Source organism: Streptomyces sp. NPDC048002, assembly GCF_040653275.1.
In the GTDB taxonomy this organism is placed as follows: domain Bacteria; phylum Actinomycetota; class Actinomycetes; order Streptomycetales; family Streptomycetaceae; genus Streptomyces.
The window spans coordinates 11,133-24,128 of record NZ_JBEZNL010000028.1; the positions used below are offsets into that span (position 1 = coordinate 11,133).

Consider the following 12,996-nt stretch of genomic DNA (forward strand, 5'->3'; position numbering starts at 1 on the left):
TGCCCCCCGAAGGTCGTGTCAGACCAGGAGGCCTCCGCAATGACCGCCCACCGCATTCCTCTCTCCGAGCTCGAGTCGGGCATCCCCTTCGAGCAGCGTCACATCGGACCTGACCAGGAAGCCCGGGCCAAGATGCTCGCCCAGGTCGGATACGGCTCGCTGGACGAGCTCACCGCCGCCGCGGTCCCGGATGTGATCAAGAACGCCGACTCGCTCGCGCTGCCGGGTGCCCGTTCCGAGGCCGAGGTGCTCGCCGAGCTGCGTGCGCTCGCCAACCGCAACCAGGTGCTCGACTCCATGATCGGGCTCGGTTACTACGGCACCTTCACCCCGCCGGTCATCCTGCGCAACGTGATGGAGAACCCGTCCTGGTACACGGCCTACACGCCGTACCAGCCGGAGATCTCGCAGGGGCGCCTGGAGGCCCTGCTGAACTTCCAGACCGTGGTCGCCGAGCTCACCGGGCTGCCCACCTCCGGCGCCTCGCTGCTGGACGAGGGCACGGCCGCCGCCGAGGCGATGGCCCTGTCCCGGCGCATGGGCAGGAACAAGAAGGGTCTGTTCCTGATCGACGCGGACGCGCTGCCGCAGACGATCGCGGTGATCGAGACGCGCGCCGAGCCGACCGGCGTCGAGGTCGTCGTCGCCGACCTCAGCGACGGCATCCCCGCCGAGATCGCCGCGCGTGAGATCAACGGCGTGCTGATCCAGTACCCCGGCGCCTCCGGTGCCGTGCGGGACATCAAGCCCGTCATCGAGCAGGCCCACGAGCTCGGCGCGCTCGTCACCGTCGCCGCCGACCTGCTCGCGCTGACCCTGCTGGCCTCGCCGGGCGAGCTGGGCGCCGACATCGCGGTCGGCACCACGCAGCGCTTCGGTGTCCCCATGGGCTTCGGCGGTCCGCACGCCGGTTACATGGCCGTGCACGAGAAGTTCGCGCGCAGCCTTCCCGGGCGGCTCGTCGGTGTCTCCGTCGACGCCGACGGCAACAAGGCCTACCGGCTGGCGCTCCAGACCCGTGAGCAGCACATCCGCCGGGAGAAGGCGACCAGCAACATCTGCACCGCGCAGGTGCTGCTCGCCGTCATGGCCGGCATGTACGCCGTGTACCACGGGCCCGACGGCCTGAAGGGGATCGCCGGCCGGGTCCACCGGTACGCCACGATCCTCGCCGCCGGCCTCACCGCCGGCGGGGTCGAGGTCGTCCACGGCGCCTACTTCGACACCATCACCGCGCGCGTGCCCGGACGGGCCGCCGAGGTCGTCGCCGCGGCCCGCGCCAACGGCGTCAACCTCCACCTCGTCGACGCCGACCACGTCTCCGCCGCCTGCGACGAGACCACCGGCCGGGCCCAGCTGGCCGCCGTGTGGAGCGCCTTCGGGGTCGAGGGCGACGTCGAGGCACTGGACGCGAGCACCGCGGACGCGCTGCCGCAGGCTCTGGTGCGCGAGGGCGAGTTCCTCACCCACCCGGTCTTCCACCAGCACCGTTCCGAGACCGCGATGCTGCGCTACCTGCGCCGGCTCGCCGACCGCGACTACGCGCTGGACCGCGGCATGATCCCGCTGGGCTCCTGCACCATGAAGCTCAACGCCACGACCGAGATGGAGCCGGTCACCTGGCCCGAGTTCGGGCAGCTGCACCCCTTCGCGCCCGAGGAGCAGGCCGAGGGCTACCTCACGCTCATCCGCGAGCTGGAGGACCGTCTCGCCGAGGTCACCGGCTACGACAAGGTCAGCCTCCAGCCGAACGCCGGGTCGCAGGGCGAGCTGGCCGGACTGCTCGCGGTGCGCGGCTACCACCGCGCCAACGGCGACGAGCAGCGCACCGTCTGCCTCATCCCGTCCTCCGCGCACGGCACCAACGCGGCCAGCGCCGTGATGGCCGGGATGAAGGTGGTCGTGGTGCGGACCGCCGAGGACGGCGAGATCGACGTCGAGGACCTGCGGGCGAAGATCGAGCAGTACCGCGACGAGCTGTCGGTGCTGATGATCACGTACCCCTCGACCCACGGTGTGTTCGAGGAGCACGTGGCGGACATCTGCGCGCAGGTGCACGAGGCCGGCGGGCAGGTCTACGTCGACGGCGCCAACCTCAACGCGCTCGTCGGGCTCGCCAAGCCGGGGCACTTCGGCGGCGACGTCTCGCACCTGAACCTGCACAAGACCTTCTGCATCCCGCACGGCGGCGGCGGTCCGGGTGTCGGCCCGGTCGGTGTCCGCGCGCACCTGGCGCCGTACCTGCCGAACCACCCCATGCAGCCGAGCGCCGGGCCCGAGACGGGTGTGGGGCCGATCTCGGCGGCGCCGTGGGGCTCGGCCGGCATCCTGCCGATCTCCTGGTCGTACGTCCGGCTGATGGGCGGCGAGGGGCTCAAGCGGGCCACCCAGGTCGCCGTGCTCAGCGCCAACTACATCGCCAAGCGGCTGGAGCCGCACTTCCCGGTGCTGTACACCGGTCCGGGCGGACTGGTCGCGCACGAGTGCATCATCGACCTGCGCCCGCTGACCAAGGCGACCGGCGTCAGCGTCGACGACGTGGCCAAGCGCCTGATCGACTACGGCTTCCACGCGCCGACCATGTCCTTCCCCGTCGCCGGCACGCTGATGATCGAGCCGACGGAGTCCGAGGACCTGATCGAGCTGGACCGGTTCTGCGAGGCGATGATCGCCATTCGCGGGGAGATCGAGAAGGTCGGTTCCGGCGAGTGGGCCGCGGACGACAACCCGCTGCGCAACGCCCCGCACACCGCCGCCTCGCTGGGCGGGGCGTGGGAGCACGGCTACAGCCGCGACGAGGCCGTCTTCCCGGCCGGGGTCTCGGCGGCCGACAAGTACTGGCCGCCGGTGCGCCGGATCGACCAGGCCTTCGGTGACCGCAACCTCGTGTGCTCCTGCCCTCCGCTGGACGCCTACGAGGACTGATCCGCGGTAGCGCGTGACGGGCTCCGCCCGGGCTGTTTCCGGCCCCGGCGGAGCCCTTTCCCGTATCAGGGGGTGGCCAGGGAGATCTCGGTCGACTTGATCAGGGCCACGACGGGGGTGCCGGGGGCCAGGCCGAGTTCGGTGGCCGCGTCCGTGGTGATGGCGGAGGTGAGGTCGCCGCCGGTCGTCGTGATCCGCACGGTGGTCATGGCGCCGCCCGTGGCGACGGAGCTGACGGTGCCCGGGAGCTGGTTGCGGATCGACAGGCCCGCCACGGGGGTGGTCGCCAGGGAGACCTCCGTCGACTTCACCAGGGCCCGCACCTCGGAGCCCGTGGACAGGGAGAGCTCCTCGGCGGCCTCCCGGGTGATCGCGGCGGTGAGGTGGTGGCCTCCGGGCAGGTCCACCTTGACCGTCGCCATCACCTCGCCGGGGGTGACGGCCGCGACGGTGCCGGGCAGTTGGTTGCGGATGCTCAGGGGCATGGGGCGCCTCGCCTTCGGGCGGGATGGGGGGCGTCCCACGGTATCCGCGCGAGGGTTTTGGTCCCGGTACGCGGGGGCTTGCGTCGCCCGAGGTGTCAGGTGCGGTCGATGTGCACGTTCGTCGACTTCACCCGGGCCGTGGCCTCCATGCCGACCTCCAGGCCCAGCTCCTCGACCGCCTCGCGGGTGAGGAGGGAGACCAGCCGGTGGGGGCCCGCCTGGATCTCCACCTGAGCCGCCACGTCCCCCAGCTTGATCGCCGTGACGATGCCGGGGAAGGCGTTGCGGACGGAGGTGTACGAGGTCTCCTCGTCGGGCGAGGCGGACGTCCTGGCCAGTTCCACGGAGAACGCGGCCAGGTCCCGCCCGTCGATGAGGCGCCGGCCGCTGTCGTCGCGGTGGGTGGCCACACGGCCCGCGTCCGCCCAGCGGCGGGCGGTGTCGGGGCTGACGCCGAGGAGTCGTGCGGCCTGGCCGATGGTGTAGGACTGCATGCCGGTCACGATATTGCGTCAGCGTCAGCGTCAGTGTGTGCGGGACGCGGGCGTCGGTCCGCGCGGTCCCGGGCCGCAGCCCGTGTGGTCCCGGGCCGCAGCCCGTGTGGATCCGGGTCTTAGCCCGTGTGGATCCGGGTCTCAGCCCGTGTGGACCCGGGTCTCAGCCCGTGTGGACCCGTCGGCGGCGGCCCCGGTCCGGTTCGGCCTCGCGCAGGACCTCGCGGGTCACGGGGGCCACCTCGCCCTGCCCGAAGAGGAAGAAGCGGAGGACGTTGGCGAAGGGACTGCCCTCGGTCCACTCGAAGTAGATCTGCGGGGTGCGGCCCGTCGTGTCGCGGACGGGCAGGAGGAGGGCGGCCAGCGCGTCGGGGATGGAGGAGGACTCCAGATCACCGGTGTGAACCTGCGCGGCATCGTCGACTCGGCGAAGGCCTTCATCGTGCCGACCGTCGTGTTCGTCGGGTCGATCCTGGTGCTGATCACGGTGGGCCTCTTCCGGGCCGCGCCCGTCAGTACCGCCACGGCCGACGGACACGCCTCCGTCCTCGCCGACAACGCGACCACCGTCGGCGCGCTGCTCCTGCTGAAGGCGTTCGCCTCCGGATGCAGCGCCCTCACCCGCGTCGAGGCCATCGCCAACGCCGTCCCCTCCTTCCGCGTCCCGCGCGCGAAGTCGGCCCAGCACGCCGAGGTCGCCCTCGGCCACAACTGGGCCTTCTACGTCGTCCAGTTCGCCACCGTGGTGCTGCTGGCGCTGTCCGCCAACACCTCCCTCGGCGGCCAGCCCGTGCTGCTGAAGCTGCTCGCCCGCGACAACTACCTCCCGCACGTCTTCGCCCTCAAGGCCGACCGGCAGGTCCATCGGCACGGGGTTCTCACGCTGGCCGGTGTCTCGGCCGCGCTGATGGTGTTCTCCGGCGGCGACACCAACACCCTCGTGCCGCTCTTCGCGATCGGTGTCTTCGTCGGCTTCACCATCGCCCAGGTCGGCATGGTCCGGCACTGGCGACTGCACCGGGGTCCGGGATGGGAGGGCAAGGCGCTGCTCAACGGCTTCGGCGGGCTCCTCACCGGTGTCTCCGCGGTCGTCGTCACCGCGACCACGTTCGAGGAGGGCGCCTGGCTCGTGGTCGTCGCCCTGCCCCTGCTGGTGCCGGCCTTCGAGACCGTGCACCGCGCCTACGGCCGCATCGGCGAGCGGCTCGGTCTGGGGCAGGTGCCCGAGGCCCCGCACCGCGAGCGCGCGGTGGTGATCGTGCCGGTCTCCTCTCTGTCCCGGCTGGCCTCGGAGGCCCTCACCGCGGCCCGCTCCCTCGGCGACGAGGTCCGCGCGGTCACCGTCTGCCACCCCGACGCCGAGGACCGGGCCGCGCTGCACGCCCTGGAGCGCGCGTGGGCCGAGTGGGATCCCGGGGTGCCCCTGGTCCGGCTGGACTGCGCGCGCCGTTCCCTGGGCCGCCCCATCGCCGCCTACGTGCGTGAGGTGGGCGCCGTCGAGCCGGCCACCCGCGTCACCGTGCTGATACCGGAGACCGAGCCGGAGCACGTGTGGCAGCGGCTGCTCCGGAACCCGCGCGGCGCCGTCGTCGCCCACGCCGTGCGGCGGGAGACCGACGCGGTGATCTGCCGGCTGCGGTTCCGGCTGCGCTGAGGCGCCCGGCGCCCCTCTCCGAGCCGGAGACACCCCTCTCCGAGCCGGAGACACCCCTCTCCGAGCCGGAGACACCCCTCTCCGAGCCGGAGACGTCCCTGGTCGAGCCGGAGACGTCCCTGGTGGGTGGCCCACGCGGGGCCGTGGCCGCCCTCGGCGTCAGAGTCCCGTCAAGGCGGCGCGGTGCCCCGTAAGGGACCCGTCAACGACGGTCGTTCTCGGCCGCAGAAGCGGTTTCCTCTAACCGTTCCTGTTCCACCGAACCTCACACTCCAGGAGTTCACGATGGCCGATCTGGCCTTCGTCGTCACCACGATCGCGGCTGTCGCGCTGGTGGTCCTCGTCGCCAAGGGGGTGGCGAAGCTGTGACTGCCGAGAACATCGTCGGCCTCGTGGTCGCCGCCGCCCTGCTGGGCTATCTCGTCCTCGCCCTTGTCTTCCCGGAGAGGTTCTGAGAGCGGCCATGGGTCCCGTACTCGCCGGCGTCCTCCAGCTGCTCGCTCTCATAGCGGCGCTGGCCCTCGCCTACGTTCCCCTTGGCAACTACATCGCCAAGGTCTACACCTCCGAGAAGCACTGGCGTGTGGAGAGGTGGATCTACCAGGGGATCGGAGCCGACCCCGACACCGAGATGCGCTGGCCCGCGTACCTGCGCGGCGTCCTCGCCTTCTCCGTGGTCGGCATCCTCTTCCTCTACGGACTCCAGCGGCTCCAGGGTGTCCTGCCCGGCTCGCTGGGCTTTTCCTCGATCGACCCGGACCAGGCGTTCAACACCGCCGTGTCGTTCGTGACCAACACCAACTGGCAGTCGTACTACGGCGAACAGGCCATGGGCCACGTCGTGCAGACCGCCGGTCTCGCCGTGCAGAACTTCGTCTCCGCGGCCGTCGGCATCGCGGTCGCCGTCGCCCTCGTCCGGGGCTTCGCCCGATCCCGCACCGGTGAGCTGGGCAACTTCTGGGCCGACCTGGTGCGCGGCACCGTCCGGATCCTCGTGCCCCTCGCGGCCGTGGCCGCGGTCGTGCTGGTCGCCTGCGGCGTCATCCAGAACTTCTCCGGCATCCACGAGGTCGGCCAGTTCATGGGCGGCACGCAGGAGTGGAACGGCGGAGCGGTCGCCTCCCAGGAGGCCATCAAGGAGCTGGGTACCAACGGCGGCGGCTACTTCAACGCCAACAGCGCCCACCCCTTCGAGAACCCCACCCCGTTCTCCAACCTCTTCGAGATCTTCCTGATCCTCGTCATCCCGTTCTCCCTGACCCGCGCCTTCGGCGTGATGGTCGGCTCGGTGAGGCAGGGGTACGCGATCCTCGCCACGATGGGCACCGTCTGGCTCGGTTTCGTCGGCCTGATGATGTGGACCGAGTTCGCCCACCACGGCCCGGCCTTCGAGCTGGCGAACGGGGCGATGGAGGGCAAGGAGCTGCGCTTCGGGGTCGGCGCCTCGTCGGTCTTCGCGACCTCCACGACCCTCACCTCGACCGGCGCGGTGGACTCCTTCCACTCCTCCTTCACGGGCCTCGGCGGCGGTATCACCATGCTCGGCATGATGCTGGGCGAGATCGCGCCCGGCGGCGTCGGCTCCGGCCTCTACGGCATGCTGATCATGGCGATTATCGCGGTGTTCATCGCCGGTCTGATGGTCGGCCGGACGCCCGAGTACCTGGGCAAGAAGATCGGCACCCGCGAGATCAAGCTGGCGGCCTGCTACATCCTCGTCACCCCGGCGCTGGTGCTGGTCTTCACCGCCTTCGCGATGGCGCTGCCCACCCCGGCGAACTCGATGACCAACAGCGGGGCGCACGGATTCTCCGAGATCCTCTACGCCTATACGTCCGCCTCGAACAACAACGGCTCGGCCTTCGCCGGTCTGAACGCGGACACGCAGTGGTTCAACAGCACCCTCGGCCTGTGCATGCTCTTCGGCCGCTTCCTGCCGATGGTGTTCGTCCTGGCCCTGGCCGGCTCGCTCGCCGAGCAGAAGCCGGTTCCGGTGACCGCGGGCACGCTGCGTACCGAGAAGCCGCTGTTCACCGGTCTGCTGGTGGGAGCGATCCTCATCATCACCGGTCTCACCTACTTCCCGGCCCTCGCGCTGGGTCCGCTCGCCGAAGGGCTGGCGTGATGACCACCGACGTACAGAAGCAGGACTCCATGTCCACTCCCACCCTGGCGCCGCACCCTGACGCGCCCACCGGGCACAAAACGCCCGAGGGCCGTGTCGGCGCGGGTCTGTTCGACCCCAAGCAGCTGATCAAGTCGCTGCCGGACGCCTTCCGCAAGCTCGACCCGCGGATCATGATCAAGTCCCCCGTGATGTTCGTGGTCCTCGTCGGCTCCGTGCTGACGACCCTGTTCTCCTTCAAGGACCCGGGGGACTGGTTCGGCTGGACGATCAGCGCCTGGCTGTGGCTGACCGTGATCTTCGCCAACCTGGCCGAGGCGGTCGCCGAGGGCCGCGGCAAGGCCCAGGCGGACACCCTGCGCAAGGCCAAGACCGACACCGTGGCCCGCAAGGCCGACGGCACCGTCGTCGCCGGCACCGAGCTGACGACAGGCGACCTGGTCGTCTGCGAGGCCGGCGACGTCATCCCCGGCGACGGTGACGTGATCGAGGGCGTCGCCTCCGTCGACGAGTCGGCGATCACCGGTGAGTCGGCGCCCGTCATCCGGGAGTCCGGCGGCGACCGCTCCGCCGTCACCGGCGGCACCAAGGTCCTCTCCGACCGCATCGTCATCAGGATCACGACGAAGCCGGGCGAGACCTTCATCGACCGGATGATCAACCTGGTCGAGGGCGCGGCCCGGCAGAAGACACCGAACGAGATCGCCCTGAACATCCTGCTGGCCTCGCTCACGATCGTCTTCCTGCTGGCCGTCGCCACCCTGCCGCCGTTCGCGAACCACGCGGGCACCGACCTGACCATGGTCGTGCTGGTGGCGCTGCTGGTCTGCCTCATCCCGACCACCATCGGCGCACTGCTCTCCGCCATCGGCATCGCGGGCATGGACCGGCTGGTCCAGCGCAACGTGCTGGCGATGTCCGGGCGCGCGGTCGAGGCCGCCGGTGACGTCTCCACCCTGCTCCTCGACAAGACCGGCACCATCACCCTCGGCAACCGCCAGGCCGCCGAGTTCGTCCCGGTGTGCGGGACCACGGAGGCCGAACTGGCCGACGCCGCGCAGCTCTCCTCGCTGGCCGACGAGACCCCCGAGGGACGCTCCGTCGTCGTGCTGGCCAAGCAGAAGTACGGCCTGCGCGAGCGGCACCAGGGCGAGCTGGCCGGCGCCACCTGGACGGCCTTCACCGCCCAGACCCGCATGTCCGGCGTGGACGTCGACGGACGCATGATCCGCAAGGGCGCGGCCGGTTCGGTCATCGCCTGGGTCGAGGAGCGGGGCGGCCGGGTCGCGGACGACGCGGACGGGCTCGCCGACCGGATCGCCGAGGCCGGCGGAACTCCGCTGCTCGTCGCCGTCGAGGACGCCGAGGGCGCCCGGGTACTCGGTGTCATCCACCTCAAGGACGTCGTCAAGGACGGCATGCGGGAGCGGTTCGACGAACTGCGCCGCATGGGCATCAGGACCGTCATGATCACGGGCGACAACCCGCTGACCGCCAAGGCGATCGCCGAGGAGGCGGGCGTCGACGACTTCCTCGCGGAGGCGACTCCCGAGGACAAGATGGCGCTCATCAAGCGGGAGCAGGCCGGCGGCAAGCTGGTCGCGATGACCGGCGACGGCACGAACGACGCCCCCGCGCTCGCGCAGGCGGACGTCGGCGTGGCGATGAACACCGGTACGTCGGCCGCCAAGGAGGCCGGCAACATGGTCGACCTCGACTCCAACCCGACCAAGCTGATCGAGATCGTCGAGATCGGCAAGCAGTTGCTGATCACGCGCGGCGCGCTGACCACGTTCTCCATCGCCAACGACGTCGCGAAGTACTTCGCGATCATCCCGGCGCTGTTCGCGGCGGTCTACCCGGGCCTGGACAAGCTCAACATCATGAACCTGTCCTCGCCCGACTCCGCGATCCTGTCGGCCGTCATCTTCAACGCGCTGATCATCATCGCCCTGGTGCCGCTCGCTCTGAAGGGCGTCCAGTACCGGCCGGTGAGCGCGGACCGGATGCTCCGCCGCAACCTCGGGATCTACGGCCTCGGCGGGCTGATCGCGCCCTTCATCGGCATCAAGGCCATCGACCTGATCATCTCCCTCATCCCCGGAATCGGCTGACGCGATGAACAACTCAGTGACCAACACGGCCCGAGTGCTCGGGGCGGGCCTGCGCGCCCTCCTCGTGCTGACCCTGGTGACGGGCGTCGTCTACCCGCTCGTCGTCACCGGCATCGCGCAGGGGCTGTTCAACAACAGTGCGAACGGCTCCGAGATCGAGGCGGACGGCGAGGTCGTCGGCTCCTCCCTGATCGGGCAGGCGTACAACCTGCCGCTGAAGGAGGGGCAGGAGACCCCCGAGCCCGACCTGAAGTGGTTCCAGGGCCGCCCGCAGAACGGTCTCGGCACCAACGGCGTCAACACCCAGTACGCGCTGATCCTCTCGGGCGCGACCAACCGGTCGGGCGACAACCAGGAACTGGTCCAGTGGGTCAAGGACGCCAAGGCCGCCGTCGTCAAGGACAACTCCACCGCCGACCACCGGGTCGAGCCGTCCCAGGTGCCCGCCGACGCGGTGACCTCCTCCGGCTCCGGCCTCGACCCGGACATCTCCCCGGCCTACGCGGACCTCCAGGTCCACCGGGTCGCCGAGAAGAACGGTCTGACGCCCGGCCAGGTGCAGAACCTCGTCGACGAGCACACCGAGGGCCGAACGCTCGGCTTCATGGGCGAGCCCCGGGTGAACGTCCTCGAACTGAACATCGCCCTCAAGGAACTCGTGGCGAAGAGCTGATGGCGTTGTCCGACCCGAACGGGAGTCGGCGGGGCCGGGACTGCACAGCCCCGGACCCGCCGACTCCCGCTGTCATCAAGTCCGCAGACCTCGGTACGACCGGAAAGGCGCTCCCCCGATGACCCGCGTGCTGGTCGTGGAAGACGACCCCCAGCTCGTCCGGGCGCTCGTGATCACCATGCGGGCCCGCCGGTACGAAGTGGACGCGGCCCCCGACGGCGCCACGGCGCTCCGGCTCGCGGTCGCGCGGCAGCCGGACGTCGTCATGCTGGACCTGGGCCTGCCCGACATGGACGGCGTCGACGTCATCAGGGCCCTGCGCGGCTGGAGCCGCGTCCCGGTCCTCGTCCTGTCCGCCCGGCAGGGGGCCGAGGAGAAGGTCGCCGCACTCGACGCCGGCGCCGACGACTACGTCACCAAGCCGTTCAGCATGGACGAACTGCTGGCCCGGCTGCGGGCGGCGGTCCGGCGCACCGAGGAGCTGCCGGTACGGGCGGAGGCGACCAAGGTGGAGACGGACGCGTTCACCATCGACCTGCTCGCCAAGAAGGCCGTCCGTCAGGGACGCGACGTGCGTCTGACCCCGACGGAGTGGCAGCTTCTGGAGATCCTGGTGACCCACCCCGGACGGCTCGTCACACAGAAGCAGCTGCTCCAGGAGGTCTGGGGGGTCACGCGCAGCGGCAAGACCCACTATCTGCGGGTCTACATGGCCCAGTTGAGGCGCAAGCTCGAAGCGGACCCAGCACACCCCCGCTATCTGATCACCGAGCCCGGTATGGGCTACCGCTTCGAAGGATGAACGCGGGGTCGTGCCGAGTGCCCCGGGCGCCCGGCACGACCTCCGTCGCGCGGTCTTGCTGAGCCGGGGGACCCCTCCTACAGTCCGCTCCGTAATGTTCGTCGAAGGGACCGAATGTTTCGACCGGTCTCCGGAAGGACTGACCCATGCGGACGTACGACAACCCCGTGCTCCCCGGCTTCCACCCCGACCCCAGCGTGTGCCGCGTCGGCGAGGACTACTACCTGGTCTGTTCCAGCTTCGAGTACTTCCCCGCCGTTCCCGTCTTCCACAGCCGGGACCTCGTCCACTGGCGGCAGATCGGCAACGTCCTCGACCGCGCCGGGCAGTTCGAGGTCCCCCGGGGCCTGAACGTCTCCGACGGGATCTACGCCCCGACCATCCGTCACCACGACGGCCGCTTCTACGTCATCACCACCAACGTCGGCGCTGGAGGCAACTTCGTCGTCACCGCCGAGCGGCCCGAGGGACCCTGGTCCGACCCGGTCCGGATCGACCTGCCCGGTATCGACCCCGACCTGGCCTGGGACGAGGACGGCACCTGCTGGAGCGCGGTCGCCGGGGTCGGACTCGCCCGCGTGGACCCCGACGCGGGCAAGGTGCTCGAAGGGCCGCACCCGGTGTGGTCCGGTACCGGCATGGCCGACCCGGAGGGGCCGCACCTCTACCGCATCGGCGACTGGTGGTACCTGCTGGTCTCCGAGGGCGGCACCGCCGAGGGGCACAGCGTGTCGGTCGCCCGCGCCCGCTCGCCCCGCGGGCCCTTCGAACCCGCCCCGCACAACCCGGTGGTGTCCAACCGCAGCACCGGACTGCCCGTCCGCTGCACCGGGCACGCGGACCTGGTCCAGGCGGCCGACGGCACCTGGTGGGCGGTGCTGCTGGGGACCCGCCCGCGCGGGTTCTTCCCGCGGTTCCACGTCCTGGGCCGGGAGACCTTCCTGGTCCCGGTGGAGTGGTCCGAGGGCTGGCCGTACATCGGCACGGTGGCGGAGCGGTACCCGGCTCCCGCAGCCTTCAGCCAGTTCCCGGCGGAACCGGCCCGGGACGACTTCGACGGCCCGGCCCTCGCCCCGTGCTACCTCTCCCCGCGCGGCCGGCCCGACGGGTCGTGGTCCCTGCGGGAACGGCCCGGCCGGCTCACCCTGCACGCCGCGGGCGACAGCCTCGACCGGCCGGGGTGCACCTTCGTCGGCCGCCGGCAGACCGACCACGACTGCCGGGTGGCGGCCGCGGTCGAGACCGGCCCCGGCGGCCGAGCCGGCCTGTCCGTCCGGATGGACGAGGCCCACCACTACGAGATCGAGGCCTCCGAGGGGGCGGCCGAGGTGTGGGCCCGCATCGGCCCGCTCCGCCGTCGCGTCGCCCGGCTCGCCGTCCCGGGCGGCCCGCTCACCCTGGCCGTGGAGTGCCGCACGGACGACGCGCCGCCGCCCGCGCGCGGTGTCCGCCCCGGCGGGCCCGACACGATCGCCTTCTCGGTCGAAAGCCCCGAAGGGGCGGTGACCCTGGCCGAACTCGACGGCCGCTATCTCTCCACCCAGGTGGCGGGCGGCTTCACCGGCAGGGTGATCGGCATGTACGTCACCGAAGGCAGCGCAGCCTTCGACTGGTTCGAGTACCGGGGACGCGGCTCCACGGCCCGCTGATCACAACTCCCCCTCGCGCTCCGACGGTTCGGCGGCGGATTCCCCGTGTACGAGGGGTTGCCACCCGTCCGGAGC

General features: G+C 71.0%; 11 protein-coding genes. 9 read left to right on the plus strand and 2 right to left on the minus strand.

Annotated features, from left to right (window positions below; all coding sequences use genetic code 11):
* The first annotated feature begins 39 nt into the window (after positions 1-39).
* Positions 40-2,925 carry an aminomethyl-transferring glycine dehydrogenase gene (gcvP, locus tag AB0E07_RS28010; RefSeq protein WP_362257937.1) on the plus strand — a complete coding sequence of 962 codons (2,886 nt, stop codon included), beginning with the start codon at positions 40-42 and terminating at the stop codon, positions 2,923-2,925.
* A gap of 65 nt (positions 2,926-2,990) precedes the next feature.
* Here the strand turns inward: gcvP and AB0E07_RS28015 are convergent, their stop codons facing one another.
* On the minus strand, positions 2,991-3,410 hold the full coding sequence (locus AB0E07_RS28015; protein ID WP_362257940.1) for a TOBE domain-containing protein: 420 nt from the start codon (positions 3,408-3,410) through the stop codon (positions 2,991-2,993).
* A gap of 95 nt (positions 3,411-3,505) precedes the next feature.
* The gene (locus AB0E07_RS28020; protein ID WP_362257943.1) at positions 3,506-3,904 is read right to left on the minus strand and encodes a helix-turn-helix transcriptional regulator; all 399 of its coding nucleotides are present in this window, start codon (positions 3,902-3,904) and stop codon (positions 3,506-3,508) included.
* Positions 3,905-4,076: 172 nt separating this feature from the next.
* On the opposite strand from AB0E07_RS28020, the gene AB0E07_RS28025 reads away from it, so the two are divergent.
* The 8 genes from AB0E07_RS28025 to AB0E07_RS28060 all read left to right on the plus strand — a co-directional run bounded on the left by AB0E07_RS28025 (position 4,077) and on the right by AB0E07_RS28060 (position 12,921).
* Positions 4,077-5,558 (plus strand): APC family permease, encoded by a 1,482-nt coding sequence (locus AB0E07_RS28025; RefSeq protein ID WP_362257946.1) that lies wholly within the window; start codon positions 4,077-4,079, stop codon positions 5,556-5,558.
* Between the two features lie 183 nt (positions 5,559-5,741).
* Complete coding sequence (locus AB0E07_RS28030) at positions 5,742-5,927, plus strand: hypothetical protein (RefSeq protein WP_362257949.1); 186 nt, start codon at positions 5,742-5,744, stop codon at positions 5,925-5,927.
* Positions 5,924-6,013, plus strand: coding sequence for a K(+)-transporting ATPase subunit F (kdpF, locus tag AB0E07_RS28035; protein ID WP_340491115.1), 90 nt, complete (start codon positions 5,924-5,926; stop codon positions 6,011-6,013). Before AB0E07_RS28030 ends, kdpF begins: the two co-directional genes overlap by 4 nt.
* An 8-nt stretch (positions 6,014-6,021) precedes the next feature.
* A complete protein-coding gene (gene kdpA / locus AB0E07_RS28040) occupies positions 6,022-7,683 on the plus strand; it encodes a potassium-transporting ATPase subunit KdpA (protein WP_362257953.1) in 1,662 nt (553 codons plus the stop codon).
* A complete protein-coding gene (gene kdpB / locus AB0E07_RS28045; RefSeq protein ID WP_362257956.1) occupies positions 7,683-9,797 on the plus strand; it encodes a potassium-transporting ATPase subunit KdpB in 2,115 nt (704 codons plus the stop codon). Before kdpA ends, kdpB begins: the two co-directional genes overlap by 1 nt.
* 4 nt (positions 9,798-9,801) lie before the next feature.
* Complete coding sequence (locus AB0E07_RS28050) at positions 9,802-10,470, plus strand: potassium-transporting ATPase subunit C (protein WP_362257959.1); 669 nt, start codon at positions 9,802-9,804, stop codon at positions 10,468-10,470.
* 118 nt (positions 10,471-10,588) lie between these two features.
* Entirely contained in the window at positions 10,589-11,272 is a 684-nt protein-coding gene (locus AB0E07_RS28055; RefSeq protein WP_362257962.1) for a response regulator transcription factor, read from the plus strand.
* Positions 11,273-11,418: 146 nt separating this feature from the next.
* Positions 11,419-12,921, plus strand: coding sequence for a glycoside hydrolase family 43 protein (locus AB0E07_RS28060; protein ID WP_362257965.1), 1,503 nt, complete (start codon positions 11,419-11,421; stop codon positions 12,919-12,921).
* Positions 12,922-12,996: the final 75 nt, after the last annotated feature.

Excerpts from the sequence above, each read along its gene's own strand:
- gcvP (WP_362257937.1), top strand. The coding sequence starts at position 40 with ATGACCGCCCACCGCATTCCTCTCTCCGAGCTCGAGTCGGGCATCCCC.
- AB0E07_RS28015 (WP_362257940.1), bottom strand. The coding sequence starts at position 3,410 with ATGCCCCTGAGCATCCGCAACCAACTGCCCGGCACCGTCGCGGCCGTC.
- AB0E07_RS28020 (WP_362257943.1), bottom strand. The coding sequence starts at position 3,904 with ATGCAGTCCTACACCATCGGCCAGGCCGCACGACTCCTCGGCGTCAGC.
- kdpA (WP_362257953.1), top strand. The coding sequence starts at position 6,022 with ATGGGTCCCGTACTCGCCGGCGTCCTCCAGCTGCTCGCTCTCATAGCG.
- kdpB (WP_362257956.1), top strand. The coding sequence starts at position 7,683 with ATGACCACCGACGTACAGAAGCAGGACTCCATGTCCACTCCCACCCTG.
- AB0E07_RS28050 (WP_362257959.1), top strand. The coding sequence starts at position 9,802 with ATGAACAACTCAGTGACCAACACGGCCCGAGTGCTCGGGGCGGGCCTG.
- AB0E07_RS28055 (WP_362257962.1), top strand. The coding sequence starts at position 10,589 with ATGACCCGCGTGCTGGTCGTGGAAGACGACCCCCAGCTCGTCCGGGCG.
- AB0E07_RS28060 (WP_362257965.1), top strand. The coding sequence starts at position 11,419 with ATGCGGACGTACGACAACCCCGTGCTCCCCGGCTTCCACCCCGACCCC.